The 26373-nt window shown below is 29.3% G+C and carries 22 protein-coding genes, 1 tRNA gene and 1 riboswitch; of the genes, 1 reads left to right on the top strand and 22 read right to left on the bottom strand.

What is annotated here, in order from left to right; translation table 4 throughout:
- Positions 1-94: 94 nt before the first annotated feature.
- The 21 genes from T347_RS03745 to guaA all read right to left on the bottom strand — a co-directional run bounded on the left by T347_RS03745 (position 95) and on the right by guaA (position 20845).
- Positions 95-2632 (bottom strand): PTS fructose transporter subunit IIABC, encoded by a 2538-nt coding sequence (locus T347_RS03745; RefSeq protein ID WP_036228467.1) that lies wholly within the window; start codon positions 2630-2632, stop codon positions 95-97.
- A gap of 90 nt (positions 2633-2722) precedes the next feature.
- A complete protein-coding gene (locus tag T347_RS0103035; protein ID WP_031543187.1) occupies positions 2723-3526 on the bottom strand; it encodes a MurR/RpiR family transcriptional regulator in 804 nt (267 codons plus the stop codon).
- Between the two features lies 1 nt (position 3527).
- A complete protein-coding gene (locus T347_RS0103030) occupies positions 3528-4280 on the bottom strand; it encodes a DxFTY motif-containing membrane protein (RefSeq protein WP_031543185.1) in 753 nt (250 codons plus the stop codon).
- Between the two features lie 100 nt (positions 4281-4380).
- Positions 4381-4454: transfer RNA gene (locus tag T347_RS0103025), tRNA-Gly, on the bottom strand.
- A 67-nt stretch (positions 4455-4521) separates the two neighbouring features.
- Positions 4522-4788 carry a 30S ribosomal protein S15 gene (gene rpsO / locus T347_RS0103020; protein ID WP_031543183.1) on the bottom strand — a complete coding sequence of 89 codons (267 nt, stop codon included), beginning with the start codon at positions 4786-4788 and terminating at the stop codon, positions 4522-4524.
- Positions 4789-4893: 105 nt separating this feature from the next.
- Positions 4894-5637, bottom strand: coding sequence for a nucleotidyl transferase family protein (locus T347_RS0103015; RefSeq protein ID WP_051636043.1), 744 nt, complete (start codon positions 5635-5637; stop codon positions 4894-4896).
- Positions 5638-5645: 8 nt separating this feature from the next.
- Positions 5646-6512, bottom strand: coding sequence for a tRNA pseudouridine(55) synthase TruB (truB, locus tag T347_RS0103010; RefSeq protein WP_031543178.1), 867 nt, complete (start codon positions 6510-6512; stop codon positions 5646-5648).
- An 83-nt stretch (positions 6513-6595) separates the two neighbouring features.
- Positions 6596-6877, bottom strand: coding sequence for an RDD family protein (locus T347_RS0103005; RefSeq protein WP_031543176.1), 282 nt, complete (start codon positions 6875-6877; stop codon positions 6596-6598).
- A gap of 4 nt (positions 6878-6881) precedes the next feature.
- Positions 6882-7235, bottom strand: coding sequence for a 30S ribosome-binding factor RbfA (gene rbfA, locus T347_RS0103000; RefSeq protein ID WP_031543174.1), 354 nt, complete (start codon positions 7233-7235; stop codon positions 6882-6884).
- Positions 7236-7317: 82 nt separating this feature from the next.
- The gene (locus T347_RS0102995; RefSeq protein ID WP_031543173.1) at positions 7318-8727 is read right to left on the bottom strand and encodes a glycoside hydrolase family 1 protein; all 1410 of its coding nucleotides are present in this window, start codon (positions 8725-8727) and stop codon (positions 7318-7320) included.
- Positions 8728-8770: 43 nt separating this feature from the next.
- Positions 8771-9688 carry a type I phosphomannose isomerase catalytic subunit gene (locus T347_RS0102990; protein WP_031543171.1) on the bottom strand — a complete coding sequence of 306 codons (918 nt, stop codon included), beginning with the start codon at positions 9686-9688 and terminating at the stop codon, positions 8771-8773.
- Between the two features lie 119 nt (positions 9689-9807).
- Positions 9808-11889, bottom strand: a complete 2082-nt coding sequence (locus tag T347_RS0102985) for a PTS fructose transporter subunit IIABC (protein WP_051636042.1) — start codon at positions 11887-11889, stop codon at positions 9808-9810.
- 10 nt (positions 11890-11899) lie between these two features.
- Entirely contained in the window at positions 11900-12832 is a 933-nt protein-coding gene (gene pfkB / locus T347_RS0102980; RefSeq protein WP_031543167.1) for a 1-phosphofructokinase, read from the bottom strand.
- A gap of 10 nt (positions 12833-12842) precedes the next feature.
- A complete protein-coding gene (locus tag T347_RS0102975; protein ID WP_031543165.1) occupies positions 12843-13538 on the bottom strand; it encodes a DeoR/GlpR family DNA-binding transcription regulator in 696 nt (231 codons plus the stop codon).
- A gap of 104 nt (positions 13539-13642) precedes the next feature.
- Positions 13643-15508 carry a translation initiation factor IF-2 gene (gene infB / locus T347_RS0102970; protein WP_031543163.1) on the bottom strand — a complete coding sequence of 622 codons (1866 nt, stop codon included), beginning with the start codon at positions 15506-15508 and terminating at the stop codon, positions 13643-13645.
- 26 nt (positions 15509-15534) lie between these two features.
- A complete protein-coding gene (locus T347_RS0102965) occupies positions 15535-15834 on the bottom strand; it encodes a L7Ae/L30e/S12e/Gadd45 family ribosomal protein (RefSeq protein WP_031543161.1) in 300 nt (99 codons plus the stop codon).
- On the bottom strand, positions 15827-16093 hold the full coding sequence (gene rnpM / locus T347_RS0102960; RefSeq protein ID WP_031543159.1) for an RNase P modulator RnpM: 267 nt from the start codon (positions 16091-16093) through the stop codon (positions 15827-15829). The genes T347_RS0102965 and rnpM overlap by 8 nt, the downstream gene beginning before the upstream one ends.
- Positions 16090-17520, bottom strand: a complete 1431-nt coding sequence (gene nusA / locus T347_RS0102955) for a transcription termination factor NusA (protein ID WP_031543156.1) — start codon at positions 17518-17520, stop codon at positions 16090-16092. The genes rnpM and nusA overlap by 4 nt, the downstream gene beginning before the upstream one ends.
- A 9-nt stretch (positions 17521-17529) precedes the next feature.
- Positions 17530-18027 carry a ribosome maturation factor RimP gene (gene rimP, locus T347_RS0102950; RefSeq protein ID WP_031543154.1) on the bottom strand — a complete coding sequence of 166 codons (498 nt, stop codon included), beginning with the start codon at positions 18025-18027 and terminating at the stop codon, positions 17530-17532.
- A 130-nt stretch (positions 18028-18157) separates the two neighbouring features.
- The gene (gene guaB / locus T347_RS0102945; protein ID WP_031543152.1) at positions 18158-19297 is read right to left on the bottom strand and encodes an IMP dehydrogenase; all 1140 of its coding nucleotides are present in this window, start codon (positions 19295-19297) and stop codon (positions 18158-18160) included.
- A gap of 3 nt (positions 19298-19300) precedes the next feature.
- Complete coding sequence (gene guaA, locus T347_RS0102940) at positions 19301-20845, bottom strand: glutamine-hydrolyzing GMP synthase (RefSeq protein ID WP_031543150.1); 1545 nt, start codon at positions 20843-20845, stop codon at positions 19301-19303.
- 50 nt (positions 20846-20895) lie between these two features.
- Positions 20896-20990, bottom strand: a riboswitch (purine riboswitch).
- 132 nt (positions 20991-21122) lie between these two features.
- Here guaA and T347_RS0102935 point away from each other — a divergent pair.
- Positions 21123-21863 carry a hypothetical protein gene (locus tag T347_RS0102935; protein WP_031543148.1) on the top strand — a complete coding sequence of 247 codons (741 nt, stop codon included), beginning with the start codon at positions 21123-21125 and terminating at the stop codon, positions 21861-21863.
- A gap of 25 nt (positions 21864-21888) precedes the next feature.
- Here the strand turns inward: T347_RS0102935 and T347_RS0102930 are convergent, their stop codons facing one another.
- A complete protein-coding gene (locus T347_RS0102930; protein WP_031543146.1) occupies positions 21889-26364 on the bottom strand; it encodes a PolC-type DNA polymerase III in 4476 nt (1491 codons plus the stop codon).
- Positions 26365-26373 lie beyond the last annotated feature (9 nt).

The following is a 26373-nucleotide window of genomic DNA, read 5'->3' as shown; positions in this document are numbered from 1 at the left end:
ATTAAATATTTGTTTTTATTTATATAAGTATCTCATAAAGAATACAAAACAAAATAAAAACAGACTTTAAAAGTCTGTTTGAAATTTTTAATTATTAAGCGTTAGCTAATTTTGAATAACTATCGACAAATGATTTTCTTAAAGTAATTTGTTTATTATCTAATTGTTTTTGGAATTTTTCTTTTGTTGATATTTTTTCTTCACGAATACTTTCTAATGAAGATTTTTTATCAGCTTTATTTGAAATTTCTTTTGCTTTAGATGTAGCACTAGATAAAATTTCTAGTTCTTCTTTTCTGTTTGTTTTAATTGTTGTATTAAATGTTTTAATTTCAACTTTTCTTGAGTTAACAAATTCTTTTTCTTTAATAACCTCAACTTTATAAGCAGATTTTGCTTTCGCAACATTTGCTTTATAAATTTCTTTAATTTTCATAATTTCTGCTTTTTTAGCATCCATTTTAGCTTTAGCAGCTGCTTTTGTTTTTTCAACATCTTTTTCTGCTAATTTTGCTTCTTTAATTGCAATTCTATTTTCATTTTTAATTGCTAACATTTCTTCTTTAACATTACCAATTGCATCGCGTTTTTCATTTGCTAATTTTGTTAATAAAGCAATATGAGTAGCTTTAACTGATCCAACAACTCCAGCATCTTTAATCATTCATAGACCATACATTGAAGTTGTCACAGCAACTCCAACAGCCACAGCTAAGAAGAAGTATAAAGTTTGAGTTCCATAAGGAACAGCTCCTAAAATAGCAACGATTGGTCCACCGTGAGCAGCGAAGTTTTGTACTCCAAGTGCTCCAGCAATTCCTCCAGCAACAGCTGATCCAACTACGTTAGATAATACAGCACGTTTTGGATCTCTAATTGCAAATGGAATGGCACCTTCAGAAATACCAATTGTTCCCATAATTAATGCAGCAATTCCCATTCCTTTTTCATCTTTGTTGAAGAATTTTGGGAATAAAATTGTTGAAAGTCCCATTGATAATGGTGCAACTGGAATTGCAGCTCCAATTGCTCCCATTGGTTCATAAACTTGTGCAGTTACTAATGCTGAACCTGTAACAAAGGCGATTTTGTTGATTGGTCCACCCATATCAAATCCAGCCATAGCACCAAGTGCTATACCTACAGCTAATCCAACACCAACTCCAACTTCGGCATTGTTTTCATAAATACTTTTAAATCCTATTGATATTTGATCCATAACGAATCCAATTGGTCCCCCAATTACATAAATGAATAATAATCCTAACCCTAATCCAACAACGATTGGAATAAAGAAGATTGGCATAGCAGCTTGTAATGATCGTGGCACTGATCATGTGTTAATTCATTTAACAATATAACCAGCAGCAAGCCCGGCTGCGATTGCTCCCAAGAATCCAGCAGGAGTTTCAACAACTCCCATGTCTCCTAATGGCATAAAGTTTCCAGCGTTATTTCCGATGAAAGCAGCTACCATTGCTGGTGCTATGGCTGCTCTACCTGAAATTGAGTTAGCGATGAATCCTGCTAAAATTGGGATCATCATAGCAAAAGCTGCCCCCCCAATTTTATCCATTACTGCTAATGGGTTTCATGGATATTGAAATTCTCCAGTTGGTAATCCAGTTCCAGGGTCAAGAATTGCTGGTCCCGAAGTTCCAGCACTAGGTCCTCAAATTGCTTTGGCAATCCCGATTGAGAATGCTAAACAGATTCCTCCAAGTACAATAACTGGAATCATGTATGAAATACCGGCCATAACGTGTTGCATAACTGTTTGACGTTCAGTTGCAGATTTATTATTTTTTGAAGAATTAAATCCTTCTCCTTTTACAACAAGAGTTGTACCTTGTTCAAAAGCTGATTTGATTGTTCCAATTGGATCTTTCATAGCTTTTGCAACTTTTAATGAATAAATTTTCTTACCAGCAAATCTTGACATATCAACAGCTAAGTCAGCTGCAATAATAACAACATCTGCTTCATTAATTTCATCACTAGTTAATTTTGTACCAACACCCTTTGATCCTTGAGTTTCAACTCTAACATTGATTCCCATTTCTTTTCCAGCTAATAATAATTTTTCTTCAGCCATATAAGTATGAGCAATTCCTGTAATACATGAAGTAATTGCAACTACTTTTTTAGCTTTATCATTTACTGATACATTTTTAACTTCTTCTTTTTTAGTTGAAGTCATTGCTTTAATTACTGCATCAGTAGTTTTAGCTTTTTTCATTTCTGTTTTAAAGTTTTCATCCATTAATTTCATCGCGATGTCACTTAAAATAGCTAAGTGTTGTTCACCGTTCGGTCCATCAGGAATTAACAATGCAATTGCAACTTTAGTTGGTTTTTCATCCATTGATTTTCAGTCAATTTCATTTTTGAATCTTAATACAAATACAGCAGCTTCTTTAACTTCTTTGATTCTTGCGTGTGGAATAGCAAATCCATCTTCGAATCCAGTAGTTCCTTCGGCTTCACGATTTTTATAACCCTTAACCAAAGCAGAAGCACTTGTAACTAGCCCTAATTCAACTGCTTTTTTAGCAATAAAATCAAAAGCTTGATCTTGATTTTGTACATCTACATCTAAATAGACGTATTCTTTTTTCAAAATATCTTTCACTTTTTCATCCTCCTAATTTAATTATATTAAAAAAATATTCATTTTGTGAATATTTTTAGTAATTTTTAAATATATTGGAAAAATTGGAAATTATAACATTGTTCATTTTCATTCTTCAATAGCATCAATATCGATCTTAATGTACTTAATCATTTCTCTAAAAAGAATTTGTCATAATGCCATCATACATACACGTGCAGTTGTTGTATATGTTCGATATTTAGGATCTGATGAGTTTGCTAACAAGACAACATCTGATTTATCTCTTAAATTTGAATCGAAGTTACCTGTAAAAGAAATAATTTTAATTCCTCTTGTTTTTGCTTTTTCAGCAATACGGTTCATTTCGTATTTATCACCTGAATAAGAAATGATAATTAATAGATCCTTTTCATTCATGCTATTTAAGTTCATCATTTCTTGGTGTCAATCTCTTCCTGACATCACAATTTTACCAACTTGGGCTAATTTGTGCTCAATGTCTAATTTCATTGCAGAATTACCCGCAATTCCTGTGACGTTAATTTTTTCAGCTCCAGCAATCATTTTAGCTGCTTTAACTAAAACTTCTGAATCTATTTCATCAAGTGTTTTAATAACATCTTTAATTAATAAGTCTGAATTGTTCTTAATATCGTTAATTTCATTTTTATGTTCAAAATAAGTCAAAACTTCTTCATTTAATTGCTTTGTAAAGTTTTTATAACTTTTTAAATTAAAATTGTTTTGGACAAATCTTGTAATTGTTGGTTGACTAAGATTTGCAAGTTCAGCTAATTCAGAAACAGAAATTGAATAATTTCTGTTTTTCATAATTTCTTTTAAAATAGTGTCACTAATTTCTTTATTTACACCGTCTTCTTTTGTTAAGTCAAAAATTTTCTCAAGTACCATATTAATCACCTTTTCTTTTCTTGTCTCTATTTCTTTGTTTTTGCTCTTTAGCATCTAATTTAGATTTACGAAAATCTTGTTTTTCTTTTTCTTTCTCATTGAAAGCTTCAATTAATTTTAAATCTAATTCTTTTTTAAATTCTTCAAGTTCTTCTTGTTCTTTTAAACGTTTTTCATGTGCTTTTTCAGCTCTTTTAATCTGAAGTTGTTTTCTTGATGGGATTTCTTCACCATTACGATATGCAATAAGTATTTTTTGATCATCTTCTTCAATTTTATAATTAAAGTTTCGAGCGTAAGTTGTAATAATAACTCCGATAAAGATTCCAATAAAACCACACGCGATTGCAATTAAGAATCGAATGAATATTTTCATACCTTGATTTAAACCCGCTAAATCATTAATTCAACTTCCATTCATAATAACGCTAAAGCCAACAAAGACTAATGCTACAGTAAAAGTAAAACCATCTGCTTTTTGTCATTTTAAAAAGAAGGTAATTGTTGTTATTAATAAACTTCACAATACATATCCGATTAAAATTAATGCCACATAACCATCATACGGATTTGGCAACTTACCATATAAGGAAAAATCATATATTTTATAATCAGCACCAATAAAAATTCACAATAATATAAAAGGAATAATAGTTGCTATTAATTGAAATAATAAACTGATTCAAAAGTTGGTTCTACTTGTTGAAAAATGTCTCATTCGGTCTCAATAATTGTTTTCTTTAAATTCAGCCATGATTCCTCCTTTATCATTTTATATATCATTAATTATTTTTAATTATACTACTAACATTGAGATAAAAAAAATAGACCTAAGTCTATTTACAATTTCTTAATGGAGCAGGTGAAGGGAATCGAACCCTCACAGTCAGCTTGGAAGGCTGAAGTTCTACCATTAAACTACACCTGCATGTTTAACACTCTTAAATAATAATATAATTCGCTAAGAGTGTCAATAATTTTTCAAAAATTTTAGATTATTTTCTTAACCCTAATTTTTCAATAATTGCTTTATATCTAACAACATCATTTTTAGCTAAGTATTCAGTAAAGTGACGTCTTTGAGCAACTTTTTTCAATAATGTTCTTCTTGTTGGAACATCTTTTTTGTGAATTTGTAAGTGAGCAGTCATGTTTTTGATATCTTCAGTTAAGATAGCAATTTGTACTTCTGCTAAACCAGTGTTTTTTTCTGATCCACCAAATTCTTTAATTAATTCTAATTTTCTTTCTTTTGAAACCATGATAGATTCCTCCCTTTGTTTTGATTTTCAGTGTTTTATCAGAGAAGTATCTGGGATGGATAAAAACTCTGGTAAACAATCACCTATTTAATATTATCATATATATTATGAATTTACACCTAGATATCTAACAATTTCTAATTCATTAACATTTATATCTAAGCTGATTATTAGTTCGTTATTCAAGAATTTAACCTCTTCTTTTAAGCCTTTTGGATTAACTACTAAATAGTTCCCATCCAATAGTTCAATTGAAGGAAAAATTATTTTTTGGTTTTCCAATTTAACCTTAAATTTTGTTCCTAAATTTTCAATACCTGTATTAATATATTTTGTCTTTAATAAATTTTTGATATTTGATGTTGATACATCATCAACTCTTTCTTCAATATAAACATTTTCTTGACCAAAAACTTTTTTCAGCGTTTCAATATTACCCTGAGCTTTATGACCAAATTTAAAATCAGTTCCTTCAACGATTCCAATTGTATTTAATTTTGTTTTTAAAAGTTCAACAAAGTTACCAGCACTCATCGAAATTAAATCTTGATCAACTTGAACTGATATTCAATAAGTTGGTTCAATTTCTCTATCTATTAAAGCTTGATATCTATCTTTAACTTCTGAAATATTTGAATGAACATTAGAAAAGAAATCGCTTACTTTACTTTCTAATGCAATAACAATTGAAACTGCATTATTTTGTTTAGCTAATTCATTTAAGTTTTTAATCATCTTTTGGTGTGTTTGATGCATTCCGTCAAACACACCGATTGTAACTATACTTTTTAAATTAATTTTTGGTAAATCTTTAATTGACATCAAATCAAAATAAGTTTTTTCTAACATAATTACTCCTAGTTATTTAATCCACCTCTACGGCATTTATAATGATTATCCTTAACATGTTCATAACATGCAATTACTTGATTATCAGAATTCTGAATAAAAACAATTGGTTCATTATTATCTAATAAAGTTATTGGTTTACCAAAACTAACATCAGTAACATCTTTTAATGTTACTAAAGGAAAGTGATTCATTACTAATGCATCATGAATATTAATAATGTGATCTTCAGTAATATTATCTAAAGTAGTAGCATCCTCAATTGAAAATTGACCAGATTTAGTGCGTCTTAACATTACAACATGTGCAATTGTATTTAATTGCTCAGCAATATCAACAATTAAACTTCTAATATAAGTTCCTTTTGAACAATCAGCTTTTAAAGTTATTTCTCCTGCTTCAACATTATAATCAATCAATTCTAACTTCTTAATAGTGACATTTCTTTTTTTAATATCAACATCTTGACCACTTAAAGCATATTCATATAGTTTTTTACCACCAACTTTAATTGCTGAATAAATTGGTGGTGTTTGATCATAATTTAAACCATCAAAATGTTTAATAGCATTTTTAACTTCTTCTAATGAAATCTCGAATGGATTTTGAGTTTCTGTTATTTCTCCATCACTATCGTAACTATCAGTTGACGTAAACAATTTCATTGTAACTAAATATTGTTTATCTGAACTTAATAAATAGTCACTAATTTTAGTTCCGTTATTAACTAAGCAAACAACAACTCCAGTTGCTAGTGGATCTAAAGTTCCTGCATGCCCAACCTTTTTAATTCCTAAACTTCTTTTTGCCTTTTGAATCACATGATTTGTACTAATTCCTTGTGATTTATCAATTATTATAATTCCTGATTTCATTTTAAGTTCCTCATTCTAATTAATTATACTATTGAAGTATAAAAAATAAGACCTAAGTCTTATTGATAACCTTTTAAAGTTAATTATTTACAAGCTCAATTTGTTAATTTTGTAGCAATTGAATCTTCATTTTTGTATCAGAAGTAAATGTTTACAACTCATAAAATTAATGAAATATACATAATTACTGAAAAAATACCAAAAATTAATTGTTCTTTTTTATCTGATGGACATGCTGTATTAAATAATTTTTGACCAAGTGGTTTTTCACCTTTATATCAAAAAATAACATATACAACTAATCCAATTAATGTAGCACAAATTAAAAAGTTTACTAATGCTGCTAATACTCTATCTTTGTTCATATTTTTATCCCTTATTCACTTTCTTTAGAATCTCTTCGATTCTGTTTGCATTATCTAAAGATGTATCATAAATGAATTGCAGTTCAGGAACTGCTCTCATTTGAATTTTTGACGCTAAGAGTTTTCTTATTTTACCGTGTCTTAATTCTAATTGATCTTCGATTGCATCTAATGTGATGTCTTCATTAAAAGCAATAAATGAAAAGTATACTTTAGCTAATTCACTATCGTTTGTTAGTCTAACTTCTGAAATAGAAATTGCTTTTAATAATTCATCTTCCATTTGTCTATTTAAAATTAAAGTCAATTCTCTTAATATTAAGGATTCTTTTCTTGCTTGAATTTTATTATTTGCCATAACGCCTCCATTACAACTTAATTATACAATATCTGTTCTTTTATAAAAAGAAAACAACTATAAAATTATAGTTGTTAGTCAATTATTTGATTAAATTATCTTCAATTTCAATTTCTTTTCCGTTTTCAATCATTTCTTTAAATCAAAACCCAGATTTTTTAATAATTCTTTTTTGAGTTTTTAAATCTAATTCAACAAGTCCATATCTATTTTTATAAGAATTAGCTCATGATCAACAATCAATAAAAGTTCACATTTGGTATCCAAAACAGCTTGAACCTTCTTCAATTGCTTTATTTAATCAATATAAATGTTCTTTAATAAAATCAATACGATAATCATCTTGAACTTGACCAGTTTCATCTTTGAATAAGTGTTCGTTTTCAACACCCATACCATTTTCAGTAACTAATCATTTAAAGTTATTATAGTTTTGTTGAATATCTTTAGCAATTTCATATAAAGTTTTTGGATTAATTTCTCAACCTCTATGCGGATTGATTCGTCTTTCGGCTCATTCATAATTTTCGAATCATTTTTCAGGCATAATCTGTCCTTCAAAAGGCGTTATTCGACTTTGAATTCGACTTGGTTGATAATAATTAACTTCTAAAAAATCAATAATATTTTCTTTAATGTCTTTTAGTTCCTCTTTAGTGTAAATGGGTAAAATATTCTCACTTTTAAAAAGGGCGATTAATTCTTTGGGAAATTCACCTTTTACAACAGGATCTAAAAATGATTTATTAAAAATTAAATCTCTAATTTTTGCAGCTTCCATATTTTCGGGGGAATTATCTTTTGGATAAGCTGGTGTTAAATTTAAAACAATACTGATTTGCTTATTAGAATCATTAGCAAACATTTTTTTGAAGGTTTTAACAGTTCTTGAATGAGCAAGAATTGTATAATATCCTGCTTGAATTCCTCTTTTGAAATCAACGATTTTTGGATAATATCATTTATAAAGATATCCTCCCTCAATTGGAACAACAGGTTCGTTAAAAGTAATTCAGTTATCTACTAAATCTCCAAATTCCTTAAATGCAGTTTCGGCATATTTTACAAATAAATCAACAACATGCAGGTTTTCAAAACCTCCAATATTTTGCAATTCAATTGGCATATCAAAGTGAAATAAGTTAACACTGATTACGATTCCCGATTCTTTAACTCTTTTAAAATAGTCACGATAAAAAGCAACTGCTTTTAAATCTGGCTCTCCCGTTTCAAAATCTTTAATCAATCTAGTTCACTGAATTGATGTTCGATAACTGTTTAGTTTCAACTGTTTCATAATTTCGATATCTTCACGATATTGTAAATACATATTAGAAGTTACTTCTGGTCCAACTTGATTATGAAAATCTTCTGGGTTTTGTTTATATCAAAAATCCATAATACTTTCATGTGGTTTATCTAATGCACCTTCTGATTGTGGACCAGATATTGCTGTTCCTCATAAGAAATCTTTGCTAAATTTTATTTTCATTGTTCTCTCCTTGGTTGATTTTATGGTTTATAAATTTATATCTTTATTTTCTAATTCAAGAAATGTAAACTTTTAAATTTCCAGTTACTTTAATATCTTCAATTCCATTCATTGTTATTGCTGATTCTCCAGTTTTAAAATCAATTCCATTAATAGTTCCCGATCCATCAACAACGCTTAATTGTAATCATGATGCTGATTCAGAAATTTTAAATGTATTTTCAATTGTTGCATCAAGTATGTAAATTGAAAAGAAATCAGAATTAAAAACTTCTTTATTTGCATTTCTAACAATCACATCATCACTATCTGGAACAGTTGTACAATTGATTGAATCTTCTAAATCCAATCTTCTTGGTTTTCCATCAGCTTCTAATCGATCATAATCATAAAGTCTATAAGTTACATCACTAGATCTTTGTAATTCAATTACTGTAACCCCTGGTGTGATTGCATGAATTTTACCAGCATCAACAAATAAGAAGTCACCTTTTTTAATATCAACATTTTTTAATAGTTTATCTCATTGACCATTTTCAATCATCGTTGATAATTCATCTTTAGACTTTGCATTGTGTCCATAAATTAATTGTGCATTTTCAGGACAATCTAAAATATATCATGATTCAGGTTTACCTAATTCATTATGTTTTTTTAAGGCATATTCATCATCAGGATGAACTTGTACTGACAAATAGTCATTAGCAGTAATTATTTTAGTTAACATTGGATACATACCTGTATAGTTACCAAAACTTTCTCGGTGATTATCAAAAACTTCTTTTAATGATAAACCAGCAAATTTTCCCTCACTCAAATAACTCATTCCATTCTCGTGAGCTGAAATTGTTCATGCTTCTCCGATTTTTTTACCATTAGGAATATCAAAACCTAATTCCTTTAATTTTGACCCACCTCACAGCTTTTCTGAATAAGCTGGTTTTAATTTTATTATTTCCATTTTTACCTCGTTTGTTCATTAATAGTTTAACTACAAATTTAAAAATATTCAACTTATGAATATTTTTAAATGAAAATAAAAAGGATTAGAAAATCTAATCCTGTTAATTATTTTAATAACTATTTTTTAAATGAAAATGTTTTTTTATTTGGGTTTAAAACAATTCCATGATCGACATTTAATTTACCTTTTTTAATATCTGCTTTTTTTCAGAATCCTAAAATCAATGCCATAATCATTACACCAACCACAATTGATAAGATGTATAATGCAATTCCGGCTCCCATTTGAGTTCCTGCTCCTTCAAATATGTGAGAATTTAGTAATGGGAATACTGCAACCCCACCATGAGCTGCTGATAAAGTGATTTGGAATCCACCAACCATTAAACCAGTAATTGCTCCACCAGTTAATGCTGATGCTGAAATTCTTTTTGGATCAGTTACCATAAATGGAATTGCTCCTTCGGTAATGAAGAATGCTCCCATTAATCAGTTAGCTTTAGCAGCATCTCTTTCTTTAGCTGTTCATACTTTTCTAAACATAATTGTACATACAGCAATTCCTAAAGGAGGAATCATACCTCCAGCCATAGCAGCAGCCATTAATACACCTGATAGATCAGTACCATCAACAATAACTTCAAGTCCACCAGTTGTTGTCATAACACCAATTGTATATGCGATTTTGTTAATTGGACCACCCATGTCAACACACATCATCAATCCTATTAACATACCCACTAGAATTAACAAGTTGTTTTGTGCCATTCAAACTAGACCTTCTTTAATACCAAACATTGCATATCCTAAAGGAATATTAATTACAAACATTGTGAACGCAATTCCCAATAATGATAAGATTGGAATTAAAACTATATCTCTAACCCCATGGAAACTTTTTTTGAAATTTCTAAATCCTTTTGTTAGTCCAAATACGATTAGTGCTGCGAAGTATGCTCCAACCATTGCTCCAATAAATCCTGAGTTCATTGGGATTTCCATTGGGAATAATTTAGATCATAAACCTGATCATCCATCAACAGCTCCATAAGCAAATCCTCCAGTACCATCAGCTAATAAACCAGCTACTACCCCAGGCATTAATCCTTGTGGACCAACAATTGTATATGCGATGTATCCACCAAGGATTGGAGCCATCATCATCATCGCTGTTTTACCAATTGCAGCAAATCATCCAGCAGCTTCGTTATTAATTCCTAAATTTTCTGTATAACCAGCAGCAAAATCAATTAGGAATGCGATTCCTAAAATAATACCACCAGCTACAACAAATGGTAACATTCTTGAAACTCCAGCTAATAAATTTCCTTTGAAATCAAAGAATTTTTTAAGTGAAAAATCATCACTCATCTCTTCAGAATCAGCTTTAACTTTAACAATTTTTGTTCCTTCACCTTTTTGGTATTGCTCAATTACTTTAGTTCCATTAAAAATAACATCTTTAGTGTTTGTATCAATAACTGATACTCCATTAAATCTGCTCATTCCAGCAATTGCTTTATCATGAGCTAAAATAATTACTTTAGCATTTTTAATATCTTCTTCAGTTAATCTGTTTTCAGTTCCACGTCTACCTTGTGTTTCAACTTTAACTGTCATACCTAATTCTTTTGCTGATTCAATTAATTTTTCTTCAGCTAAATAAGTATGTGCAATTCCTGTTGGACAAGCTGTAATACCAATCACATCATAATGACCCGAATCATTAGTTTCTAAAGTTTTGGCTTTTTTAGTAGTATTAAAAACTTCAACTAATTCTTTAAATGTTTTAGCTTTTCTAATTTTTGCTTGGTTTGCTCCATCAATTAAAGCAATTGATAAATTTGAAAGCGCTGTTAAGTGAGCATCACCATTTTCATCATTTGTAGCGATCATAAAAACCAAATCAACTGGTTTATTATCTAAACTACCTCACTCAATTGGTTTTTCTAAACTCACAAATGCAATTGAAGGATTTTTAACATGTTTTGTGATTGCATGCGGAATTGCAATTCCATCACCAATACCTGTCGAATCTTGGCTTTCACGTTCTAAAATTTTAGCTTTGAAAACACTTGCATCATCAACGATTTTTTCATTTAAAAGTTTTTCTGTTAAGAAATTAATCACTTCGTCTTTTGTTTCTAAATTAGATTTAAAAAACGAAATTTTTGATTTAAAAAAATCTTTTAGTTCCATTGTATCTCCTTTATATTTTTTCAACACTAATTGTTTCAATTAGTGGTTCGATATCTTCTTTTTGAGCTAGTCATTGAGTGAAAGCTGTTGCTCCACCTGCTGCTGCTCCATATTTTAAAGTTTTAATAATATCTAGTTTTTTGTATAAACCATAGGCAAATCCAGCAATCATACTATCACCAGATCCAACTGAGTTTACCAATTTTCCTTTAGCAATTCCTACTTTATATTTGTCGCCGTTTTCAGAAAAGAAGTAGCTTCCTTTTGAACCCATGCTCAATAAAACATTTTTTGCTCCCATTGTTTTTAATTCCATAATCATTTTTTCAATTTCTGAAAAATTATATTCTTTAAAAGGAATGTTTAAAATTTCACAAATTTCTTCAATGTTTGGTTTGATTAAAAATGGTTTTGACTTAATACCTTCAATCATTTGAATTTTAGATGTATCTAAAATAAATGTTGCCTCTTTAGAATTACAAATATCTCCAATTTCTTTATAAATATTTGTAGGCACTCCGTTTGGTAAGCTTCCTGAAGCGATTACTATATCATCTTTTTCTAAATTAGATGATAAAAAATCTTTTAAATCATTTAATAGTTTTAGTTCTTTAATTATCCCGATTCCGTTAATTTCAGTCTCTTCGTTTTTATTTAAATTTTTGATTTTAAAGTTTGTTCTAGTATTTCCGTCAAAAAAGAAAAATTTATTTTTTAAATTCACTTCATCAAATTTTTGAATAAATGGATTTTTGTTTTTTTCTCCCATAATTCCAGTAGAAAGAACATTAGCTTTTAAACTATTTAAGACAATCGATACGTTTATACCTTTTCCACCAATAACAGTGTAATCTTGACTATAATAGTTAGTTTCGCCAATATTAAATCCATCAGTTTCAATAATATGATCTAATGCTGGATTTAATGTAATTGAATAAATCATTCTTTTTCTCCTAACTAATTAATTCCAAATCTTTTGTATTTGAAAATACGTAAAAAGATTTAGCATTCATTTTACTTGAATCAGCTAATCCATAAGCTTTTTCAGAGCGGTTAATAATTTCGATTTTGATTTGGGCATGATCAGAACTTGTTGTAAAGATGTTTCCATTTTTATCAATTGCATTAATTCCGATAAAAGCTTTATCAAAATTATATTTTTTTAAGTGTTCAATCGCTTCATATCCTAGAATTGCTTCTGTTGTAGATTTGAATTTACCACCTAAGATATAAATGTCTTGATGACCATTTTTAGAAAGTTCTTGCACGTTTTTCATAGAATTAGTAACTATTTTCAAATTTAAATTTGGGTCTAAAATTTGCGAAATGAAGTAACCATTTGATCCTGAATCAATAAAAATTGATTCATTTTTTTTGATTTTAGCAACTGCTTTTTTAGCAATTTCTCTTTTTTCTTCAATATTAACTAAAACTTTAGATTCAAATTCTTCTTCAGCGACGATGTTTTTTTTGTTAATTTTAACTCCGCCATGTAATTTGGTAATAACATTTTCATGCTCTAATTCAATCAGGTCTCTTCTAAGTGTTGTTAATGGCACATCTAAGTGATCTAATAAATCTTTTGTTAAAACAATGTCTTTGTTTTCTAAAAAATCGATAATCATTTTATATCTTTGTTCTTTAATCATATATCCTCCTCAATTTTATTTTATCAAAATAAACCAAAATAAACCAAAAAAGTTTATTTTTATTTACGCAAAAAAAATTGTAACTTTACATTACAATTTTACCTTTATTTTTTAGTTTCTTCTTTGTAAGCTTCAATAATGTCGCCTTCTTTAATATCATTAAAGTTTTTGATTGTTAATCCACCTTCTGAATCAATTTTAGCTTCTTTAATATCATCTTTTAAATGTTTTAAAGAAGAAATTTCTCCAGTGTAAACAACAACACCATCACGTAAAACACGAATTTTTGCATTACGAGGAATTAATCCATCAGTTACATGGAATCCACCAATAACACCAATTGCTGTATGTCTAAATAGGTTTCTAATTTCTGCTTGACCTAAAATCACTTCAACCACTTCAGGGTCTAACATTCCTTTAGCGGCTGCTTCAAGTTCTTCAATAACTTTATAAATAATGTTGTGTAAACGAATTTCAACACCATCTTCTTCAGCTTTTTTACGAACAGATGCATCGGGTCTAACATTAAATCCATAAACTATAGCACTTCCAGCTCCCGCTAAAGTAATATCAGAGTTAGTAATTGCTCCAACTGAAGCACGAATAATTGAAAGTTTAACACCAGCAATATCAATTTTTGAAAGTGATCCTTTTAATGCTTCAACTGAACCTTGAGTATCAGCTTTAACAATAATATTAATATTTTTTAATTCACCTTCATCAATATATTTTTTAATTGAATCCAATGAGAATATTTGTTTTGATTGACGTTCTGCTTGTTTTTGTTTTTCAGCTTGCGCTTCAGCAATTTGACGAGCCATTTTTTCATCATTCATAACTAAAATTTTATCACCAGCATTTGGAACTTCGTTTAGACCATAAATTACAACAGGTTTAGAAGGCTCTGCTTTTAAAACTTTCTTATTGTGTTCGTTTTCCATATTTTTAATTGAACCAAAAGTTCCTCCAGCAATCACGGTGTCTTTAATTTCTAAAGTACCTTGTTGAATTAAAACTGATGCTACTGGTCCTTTTGCTTTATCCAAGTGAGCTTCTAAAACAACTCCTGAAGCAAATTTATTAGGATTTGCTTTATATTCATTGATTTCAGCAATCAATAATAAAGTTTCTTGTAGTTTATCTAAACCAATTTTTTGTTTAGCTGATCCTTCAATGAAAGGAATATCTCCACCAAATTCTTCAGCTACTAAGTTATATCTCATTAACTCTGATTTAACTTTTTCAGGATCTGCTCCAGGCTTATCAATTTTGTTTACAAAAACAACAATTGGAACTCCTGCCATTTTAGCATGATCGATTGCTTCTTCAGTTTGAGGCATTACACCATCATCGGCTGCTACGATCAAAATAACGATATCTGTAGCATTTGCTCCACGACTTCTCATTTCTGTGAATGCCTCGTGACCAGGTGTATCGATGAAAGTTATTTTTTTACCACTTGAATGAGTAACTTGATAAGCACCAATCGCTTGAGTAATTCCTCCAGCTTCACCCGCGGCAACATCAGCATTTCTCATTGAATCTAATAAAGTTGTTTTACCATGATCAACGTGTCCCATGATTGTTACTATTGGAGGTCTTTCTTTTAAATCTTCTGGTTTATCTTCAACTTGAGTTAATTGATCCAAAATATTTTCTTTTGTTAACACTTCTTCTTTTTTAAAGTCGAATCCAAATTCAATTGCTAATTCTCCCATTTGTTCTTCTGAAAGAATCATGTTTTGATTCATAATTGTTCCTTGAGAAAAGAAGAATTTTAAAATATCTGCTGCATTTTTACCAATTTTAGTTGCAAAATCTCCAACCGAAAGTGCTTCAGTGAAAACAAATACTCCATCAACTAAACCAGTTGCAACCTCTTCTTTAAGTTGTTGTTTAATTTGGTTGGTGTGTTGTTTTGCTTTTTGTTTAGCAATATTTTGTTTTTTATTTACGTTTTGTTTAGCCATGTAATTTTTCCCCTTTCTTAATATTGTTATAAAGTGGATTTAATTAATTTAACAAAGTTAGAATTATTAAATCCAACTGATACAATAGTGGTTCTTCCACATGCTTGTGCTAATTCTTCAACCGTTAATACATCATCGACATATTTAATGTTATGAGAAATGCACTTATCTGTTATTTTTTTCTTTTGACTTGGTCCCATATTAGAACCAATGATTACAAAAGAAGTTTTGTTTGTTTTAATAAAATCTAATAATTTAGCACCATAAATTACATTATTAGAAGCATAAGCCATTCCAATTGCATTTAGTAATTTTTGTTTATCCATTAATTTCTCTTTCTAATTGATCATAAATGTCTAAATTTAATTTCGTTTTTAATCCCTTTGATAAGAGATTTTTTTGTCGTGCTTTTTTGATTGAATCTATATCAGATTTAATTCAAACACCTCGACCATCAGCTTTTTGGCTTTGATCAATAAAAATTTCATTTGATTTATTCTTTACTATACGAATAAGTTCATTTTTAGGTAGTAACTGTTTTGAAACAACATCTCTACGTAATGAAACTTTTTGTTTTTTCACTATTTATAGTACTCGTCGTATTCTTCTAAATCTTCGTCGAATAAATCACTATCAGTTTCTTCATCAAGAGCTTCTAATTCAGCCTCAATATCACTCAATTCAAGAGTTGATTCTTCAAATAAAGGTTTTGGTGCTTCAATTTCTAATTCTTCGAAATCGATTTCTTCATATTCTTCTTCGATTTCATTATCTAATAAAATATCTGCTTGAGCAGCTGCTAAAGCATCAACATCAAAATCATTTCTACGGTTAAATTTTGGTCTTTCAACTCTTGGTGTAGTTGATTTTTCTTTTCTTCTATTAACATTTGCTAAGAATTCTGGATCTGATAATTCAGCTTCAGTAATATTACCATTTCATAAAATTTCAATTCCGTCTGTTATAGCATTCTCATATGAAAAAATATTAACTCTTAATTTTAATAAGTTCGCAACTAATCTAGCAGCAATTCCTGATTTACCAATTGCAAGTGATAATTGTTCATTTGGAACAATTACATCACACTCACCATCTTCTTCATTGTATGAAACAGAAATAACTCTAACTGGTGCCATTGCATTCATTACGAATTGAATAACATTTTCATCTCATTTAACAACATCAATTTTTTCACCTTTAAGTTCTTTTGAGATACTGTTGATACGAACACCATGTGAACCAACAACTGATCCAATTGGGTCAACAAATTCATCGTGTGACATAACTGCAACTTTTGCTCTTTTACCAGGTTCACGAGAAACTGCTTTAACTTCAATAATTCCATCAAAAATTTCAGGAACATTCTCTTCTAATAATTTTCCTAAGAAATCAGCAGCTGTTCTTGAAACCATAACTTGTGAAAATTTATTATCTCTTTCAACTTCTTCAATAAATAAAGTTACGTATTCATTAACATTGAAAGTTTCACCGTTGATAGTTTTTTTATGTCATAAACTAGCAGTTGTTCCATCAAGATCAACTAAATACGAAGTTTGTTGTTCGTTGATACCGATGATTTTACCTCTGATAATTTCACCTTTTTTACCAATGTATTTATCATAAACTTTTGCTCTTTCAGCTCCACGAATCTTTTGATTAATAATTTGAGCAACTTGACCAACAGCTGATTTAGAAAATTCTGTGTTGAATTCAATTTTTCTTCTTACTTGATCTCCGATTTGGTGTTCTTGAACAAATTCTTTATTTGCATCATTAACTGAAATTTCTAATCAATCATCTTCAACTGTTTTAACAACCGTTAATACTTGGAACATTTCGATTGATCCAACTTTTTCATCGATTTCAACTTCAACTCAAGCTTCTGTATCAAAAAATCTTTCGTATGCTTTAGCAAATCCTTCTTTGATTGCCTCAATAACTAATTCTTTTTCAATATTTTTTTCTGAAGCAATTAAATTAATAGCTTCTAATAATTGTGCACCATTTACCATGCAATCCTCCTAAAATTTAACAGCATATCGACATGCTGATATATCATCTCATTTAACATAAGATTTTTTCTTTTGACCTTTGATGAAGTATTCAATTTTAAACTCTTGTGTGTCTACATTAAATTCTGTCAAAAATCCTTCAATTACTTTTGAATTAGCAATCGCTTTATGTAATTCTAAGTGAACATATTGATCAATTGCGTTAGCTAATTCTTCTTTACTTCTAATTCTTTTTTCAATACCCGCACTAGCAACTTCTAGCATGTATGGGTCTTTGATAATTGCATCAAATTTTTCCATTGCATTTGATATCGCTTCATTAACACTCATTAAAACATCAAAATCTAAAGCTTTATTTGGTTGAATAGCATCTTCAATCAGGATTTGTAGTACATCACTTTCAAAATCCTCAAAGTTATTTACTTCATAAACCTTTAAATTGTGATTCTTTAAAATCACATTTGTCATTTCTTCGACTTCTTGTTTAATGTTTGAAAAGTTTTTCATTAAATCTCCTTCCGTAAGTTCAATAAGAAAGCAGCCTTTTGGGCTGCTTAGATTTATTAATCTTATAAATATATATTACACTATTTTTTTAATAAAAGAAAGTGTTGCTTATATTTAATAACTATAATAACTAATTACTTTTGTAGTTTGGTGCATCAGCAATCATTTTAACACCATGTGGATGTGATTCAATTAATCCTGAACTAGTAATTTCTACAAAACGTGCATTAGTTCTTAAGTCTTCAATAGTTGCACTACCTGTGTAACCCATTCCTGATCTTAAACCACCAATCATTTGGAAAACTATTTCTTTAACATCGCCTTTGTATTCAACAACAGATTCAATACCTTCAGGAACTAATTTTTTAGCTCCTTTTTGGAAGTAACGATCTCCACTTCCTCTTTCCATTGCAGCAATCGAACCCATTCCAACATATGTTTTATATTCTCTACCATTTAAAGAAATAACTTCTCCAGGTGATTGTTTTGTTCCAGCAAACATTGATCCAAGCATCACTGCATTTGCTCCAGCTCCAAGTGCTTTAACAACATCACCAGAATACTTAATTCCACCATCAGCAATAAATGGGATATTAACTGAATTACAATATTCATAAACATTTGCGATTGCTGTCATTTGAGGTACCCCAACTCCAGCCACAACTCTTGTTGTACAAATACTTCCTGGACCAATTCCTACTTTAACACAATCAGCACCTGCTTCAATTAAGTCTTTAGCAGCTTGAGCTGTTGCGATATTTCCAGCAATTACATCTAAATTAGGGAAGTTAGATTTAATATCTTTAACTGTATTAATAATTCCAGCTGAGTGACCATGGGCTGAATCAACTACAACAAAGTTTACTCTTGCTTCAACTAAAGCTTTAACTCGTTCTAAAGTATCTGATCCAGTTGATACAGCAGCACCAACAATTAATTCATTGTTATTATCAACTGCAGAATTTGGAAAACGTTCTAAATCAACATTTGTTTCTTTAACTTTTAAAACTTGTTTTGCTTGTTCAATAATTGTTAAGTTTTTATGAATAACCCCCGCTGCTCCAACTCCTGCTAAAGCTTTAGCCATTTTTCATTCAGTAACTGTATCCATCGCAGCACTTAAAAATGGTACATTTAATGTAATGTTTTTTGTTAATCGAGTTTTTAATTCAACTTCATTTGGTAAAACATTACTTTTAGCAGGAACTAAAAGTACATCATCAAATGTCAATCCTCTATCAATTAATTTTCCATTTAAATTATTTCCCATAAATTACTCCCATTCTATTGTTCCTGGCGGTTTTGAAGTTACATCATATACAATTCTGTTAACGTGTTTTACTTCATTGATTATTTTATTAACAACTCTGTCTAAAAAATCTCATGGTAAATGTGATGCTGTTGCTGTCATAAAATCAACGGTATCGACACTTCTTAAAGCAGCTAAATATTCATAAGTTCTATTATCACCCATGACACCAACTGTTTTAACTGGTAATAAAACAACGTGAGCTTGTTGAACTTTTGTGTATAATCCTTCTTCATGTAATGCTTTAATAAAAATATCATCAACTTCTCTTAAAATATCACATTTTTCTTTAGTCACTTCCCCAATTACCCTGATTCCTAATCCAGGTCCTGGGAATGGATGACGATCAATCATAATGTCGGGAATTCCTAATTCACGACCAACTTGTCTTACTTCATCTTTGAATAGATCTCTCAAAGGTTCTAAAAGTTCAAATCCTAAGTCTTCTGGTAATCCACCAACATTGTGATGAGATTTAATTGTTTTTGAAGTATGTCCTTGTTTTGAAGATTCAATCACATCAGGATAGATTGTTCCTTGCGCTAAGAATTTAGCATCTTTTGACATTTTTCTAGCTTCATCGGTAAATACATCAATAAATAATTTACCAATCATTTTACGTTTAGATTCAGGTTCTGTGATTCCTTTTAAATTTTCATAAAACAACTCGCTACTATCAACCATTTTGATATTCATATCGAAGTTTTTAGTATATGTTTCCATCACTTGTTGTCCTTCATTTTTGCGTAGTAAACCAGTATCAACAAAAATACATGTTAGTTGTTTTCCAATTGCTTTAGAAATTAAAGTTGCTGCCACTGATGAATCAACTCCACCACTTAATCCTAAAATCACTTTTTGATTATCGACTTTTTCTTTAATATCTGTAATTGCTTTTTCAATAAAGGCTTTTACGTATCAATCTTTATTAGCTTGACATACTTCAAACAAGAAATTAGCAAGCATTTGTGCTCCATATTCTGAATGTGTTGTTTCGGCATGGAATTGAATTCCATAAATTTCTTTATCACTATGTTTAATTGCAGCAATTGAGTTTTCTGAATGAGCAACTTGAATAAAGTTTTCTGGAAGTTTAGTAATATGATCAGCATGTGACATTCAAACATTTTTATCATTTGGTACATCAATAAATAATTTACAGTTTAAATCATCGATAAACAATTTTGATTTACCAAATTCTTGTTTTTCTGATAATTCAACTGTTCCACCAAATAAATGAGTGATTAATTGTAGTCCATAACAAACACCAAGAATAGGTAATTTAGTTTCTAATAGACCTCGATCAATTGTATAAGCATCATTTTCATAAACTGAAGCTGGGCCTCCTGATAAAATGATTCCTTTTAAATTTGGATATTGTTTTAATTCTTCAGGCTTAATTGAAAAATCAACCACTTCAGCTAAAACATTTTGTTCACGAATTCTTCTTGCAAGCAATTGCGTATATTGACTTCCAAAATCTAAAATAATAATTTGCGTTTGTTTCATTTCCTTCTCCTTTTTTATAATAAAAAAACGTCAAAAAAAGTATTAAAAAAACTTTCCCTGACGAGACTTATAGATTTGCAATGGTGCAACGTAGAGACACCGGACCAATTTACCGGCTTATACAAGTTTTAAAAATATTTAGTTTGTTAATATTAATATTACACTTACACAATAACTAATTCAATTGCATAAGGTAAAAAATCTTTTAAATATTCTATCATTTTAAATTTTTAAGAAAATTATTAAGAGATAATATAATAAATAGAAATAGGTATTCATGAAATTTAAAAGTTGTCTTCCATACATCATCTTATCTTCTATCATTATAGTATCGTTATTTTCAATGTTTATTAGAGCAATTTATGATGCAAGCACCGGAGATTTCGGATGATACTATCCTGATGGAATAACAACTTTTTCTTTTGAATATTCTTTTTTACAACAATTTAGCTATTATAGTAATTGAACAGTGATGCTAACAATGATTTATTGCATAATATTATTATTTTATTGAAATAAAAGAAGTAAAATTAGTGGAATTAAAAATATGTCTACTGTTGTCATGGTATCAAATTTAGTAATCATGATTTTATATTTTTCTGGGTTATTACCTAAATTATTTTTTGGAGTAGATTCTGCAAACAGTCTTGATACTTGAGCTGATTGATCAAAATCAATCAGCTCACACTTAGTTATGCCAATATTAATGGGAATAATTTATTTCTTTTATTTAAATTTTGAAACCAAAAATATTAAAACTTATTTTAAAACTAAGTGATGGTCATTTACAATTTTTATTAGTATTTATATTGCATTTGCCCTAATAAGATATGCTATGCTCAAAACAAACGGTTTTGATGATCCTCATCAAAACTTTCCATATTGATTCTTATCACCAGATGCTATGACTTGGTATGCTGTTGTTCCAATAATTTTCGCTTTAATAGGTGGTCATACTTTATTAGGAATTGGTTTTGTTTGATTAAATAATAAAACTTATTTAAAACTACATAAATAAAAATGAACCAAAGATGGTTCATTTTTTAAAATTCAAATGCTAATTGTTCATCACTTGATAAGGCATCAGTGATTCCTAATTCATCAAAAATCTTTAACTGAGTCTGTGTAATTTGAGTTCTTTGTTTCAAATCAGTAACGCTTGAAATTGGTTTAAGATCTCTTGCTTTAATTATTGATTCAGCAGCAGCTTCACCCAATGAATCAATGATGTTGAATGGTGGAACAATTCATTTATTACCCTCTTCATCAATATCAACAACAAATCTTGTTGATGCAGATTTTGTAAAGTCAATGTTTCTAAATTTAATTCCACGTGCATACATTTCAATCATGATTTCATATACAACTCTTAGATCATCATCTTTTTTAGATAATTTTTCTTTTTTAGATCTCTCATCAATTTCTTTGATTGCTTCAAGAACTCCATTATAACCACTTAATGCAACTTTTAAATTGAAAGCATCAGCTCTTGTTGATAAGAATGTTGCATAGTACTCTGTTGGATAATGAACTTTATATCAAGCAACACGATAAGCCATTAAAACATATGCTGTAGCATGTGCTTTAGGGAACATATATTTAATCTTTTGACATGAATCAATATATCAATCCGGAACTGAACATTTTTTCATTTCCTCAATTCATTTAGAATTTAAACCCTTACCTTTACGAACTGATTCCATGATTGTAAATGAAAGTGAGTTATCCATTCCCATAGACATTAAATAAACCATAATGTCATCTCTACATCCAATAACTGAAGAAATATCTGCTTGACCATTTTGGATTAAATCCTTAGCATTACCCAAGTAAACGTCTGTACCATGTGATAATCCAGAAATTTGCACTAAGTCAGCAAATGTTTTTGGATTGGTGTCTCTTAACATCGCTCTAACAAATTGTGTTCCAAATTCTGGAATACCAATTGCTCCAGTTGTTTCACCATAAATTTGATCAGGTTGAACACCAAGTTCTTGTGTGGTTGAGAATAAAGAATAAACTCTTTCATCATTTGTTGGAATGTTAATTGGATCAATTCCAGTAATATCTCTTAATATTCTTAAAGCTGTTGGATCAACGTGACCTAGAATATCCATTTTTAACAGATTATCGTGAATTGAATGGAAATCAAAATGTGTTGTTTTTCAACTTGATGAAGTATCATCAGCTGGATAGTTAACTGGTGTGAAATCTTCAATTTCATATTCACTTGGAAGAATAATTATTCCTCCTGGGTGTTGACCAGTTGTTCGTTTAACACCTTCAGCAAGTTCAGCCAAACGGTTTGTTTCCATATAATTTGGTTGATTATCTTCTGAATATTTTTCTTCAAAATAAGCTTTTACATATCCAAAAGCAGTTTTTGATGCCACAGTTGATATTGTCCCAGCTCTAAATACATTATTCTCACCAAACATTTCTTTAGTAAAGTTATGTGCAGTTGGTTGATATTCACCTGAAAAATTTAAATCAATATCAGGAACTTTATCTCCATCAAATCCTAAGAATGTTTCAAACGGAATATCATGACCATCCCCAATTAAAGGTTGTTCACATTCAGGACAATTCTTTTTAGGTAAATCATAACCACACTTAAATTCTGGTGGTGTTGTAAAATCAGAATACTTACATGATGTACATCTATAATGTGGTCTTAGAGGATTTACTTCGGTAATGTTTGACATTGTAGCTACAAAAGAAGAACCAACCGATCCACGAGATCCCACTAAATATCCATCATCTAGTGATTTTTTTACTAATAGATGAGAAATTCAATATACAACAGCAAAACCGTGTTTTGTAATTGATTCTAATTCTTTTTCTAAACGAGATACAACAATATCAGGAAGATTATCTCCATAAAATTCATGGGCTGTTTCATAACATTTATCTCTTAGTTTTATATCAACATTTTCGATAGTTGGTGTAAATAATCCATCTTTTACTGGTGCAATATCCGCATCAATCATATTTGCAATTTTATTTGTGTTTTTAACAACTATATCATTTACTAAATCAGAATTATTTAGTCACTCGAATTCATCAATCATTTCTTGAGTTGTTCTTAAGTGTTGATCAGGATAATCTGTTATTCTACCTTTGAAGTCATAAAGTGGATGTCTTCTTCCACCAAGACCCTTAGCAGTGATATACACTTCTCTAATCATTTTTAAATTAGGTTCTGTATAGTGAGCATCACTTGTTGCAACAACTATTTTATTAAATTTAATTCCTGTGTCGATAATTAATTTAATCGTTCTTTTTAATTCATCCAAATCCAATGAATCATTTTGTAATAAATTTTTATAAACAGAAATTGGTTGAACTTCAATATAATCATATTCTTGAATTGCTGCTTCGAACATTTCCAAAGTACCAGTTCTTGCCAATTCAAATATTTCTCCATTTGCACAAGATGTTCCTAATAAAATATTTCCATTACTTCTAATTTTCAATAATTCAGATTTAAAAATTTTTGGTGATCCTAAAAAAGTTTCTGTATGTGATTTAGAAATTAATTTATAAAGCTCTTTTAAGCCTAAATTATTTTTAACTAAAATAGTTGTGTGAAATCCTCTTGCTTTTACAAGATTCATATTTTCTTCATTTGTTAATGGTGCAACTTTATTTCAATCACTATCTATATCAACATCAATTTTTTTTCTGACATCCGATCACATATGTTCATAGATGTCACATAAAACATCAGCATCATAATCACCACGGTGAGCAATTTTATCATCGTAATCAATACCATTTTTTTTAGCAACGGTTCCTAAACGATAATTCTTCAATTGAGGATATATAGCTCTTGATAAAGTAAGTGTGTCAATTACTGTATTTTCTAAAGGTCCATAACCTAACTTTTTAGAAAGTGTATCTAAAAAGTTGAAGTCGAAGTTTGCATTATGAGCTACTAAAATACCATCTTTAATGATTTCGCGTATTTCTTTAAATGCTTCATCAATATTAGGCATATTTTTCAACATTTCATCAGAAATATTAGTTAAATCTTTTGTGAATTGTTTTAATGGGTTTTTAGGTTTGATTAAAATATCATGTTTTTTACGTTCTCCAGTTTTGTAATCATAAACAACTGCACCAAACTCAATAATTTCATCAAATTCAGGACTTAATCCTGTTGTTTCTAAATCGAAAACAACTAATTTAGCTTCTCTTAAGTTTTGTCCTTTATCATTTTTTACATATCAAATATCTTCATTTAACGTGTTTATTTCTAAACCATAAATCATCTTCATTTGATTATCTTTATCTCTAGATTTATTAACTGCTTTTATAGCGTGATATGCATCTGGAAATGCTTGTGCATTTATGTGATCAGTAATTGCGATTGCATTTCAATTTCATTTGTTTGCTAATTTTACATAATCTGAAATTGAAGAAACAGCATCCATTGCAGACATTTTAGTATGTGTATGTAATTCAACTCGTTTTTCAACATTATGATCAACTCTTGATGTTACTTTTTTTTCAATTTTAGCAAAATTATCAATCATGAAAACATAATCTTTATCTCAATCACTATATGAATATTTACCTTTAATTGATACTCAATCACCTTTTAAAACCTTTTGTTCTTTTAATTCGTTTGCGTTTGGTTTTGTTTTATCTTCTTCATTTAATTCATCAAATAAAGTTGGTCCTTCTCCACGAGCAAAGTGCATCGCTTTAATTGAAGAAGTATGATCGGTAATTCCTAGAGTGTACATATTTCTTCCAGCTTTAGTTTTTCTAATATCTAAAGACATAACCATTCCATGAATTACAACATTTTGTGAGTCTTTTTCAAGATCTGATATTGATTCATAAGTTGGTTGATCTAATCTAACAAAATTAGCAGATTTATATGCTTTTCCATTATCTGTAAAAATAGAAGAGGTCGAAGAATTAGAATATTTATTTTGTAATTCTTTATATTCAGCAACCTTTTTAGAAGCTTGCTCTTTATAATTTTGTTCTTTATTAGTTCAATATTCTTCAGATACATGATTAACATCGATTTCGTAATCTAAATTTTCAAATCCATATTGTTGCATTTTTTTTGAACAATATTCTAATTCACAATTCAAGGATTCTTTTTCTGAATTTGATTCAACATTAAACTTTATTTTATTTTCATCAACATCATATTCAAAACCATCATTTGATATGATGTGTCATGAACCGCCTTTAACTTGAGCTTTATTCTTTTTAATAAACTCTAAGTAATCAGCAATGATTTCTTTATCTAAAATCTGATTTTTAACAGTTAAAGATAGTTTGAAGGTAACTAAGTCATTATTTTTAAATTTTTTTTCAATGTTACTTAATATTCTTATTGGTAAAAAGTTAGCAACTTCGATATGCATGTATCCTTTTTCTTTTGATTGCGATACATAAATATCTTTTACTAATTTGGCATCATCAAAATAAGATAAATCAAGATCATCTATTTGAATATTTAATTTTTCAAATACTTGTTCGATTTTCTTTTCCATATTTATCTC

This window comes from Mesoplasma photuris ATCC 49581 (assembly GCF_000702725.1).
Classification (GTDB): Bacteria; Bacillota_I; Bacilli_A; order Mycoplasmatales; family Mycoplasmataceae; genus Tullyiplasma; species Tullyiplasma photuris.
The sequence above is the reverse complement of the archived record's forward strand: the minus strand, read 5'-3'. Positions and strand labels throughout refer to the sequence as shown.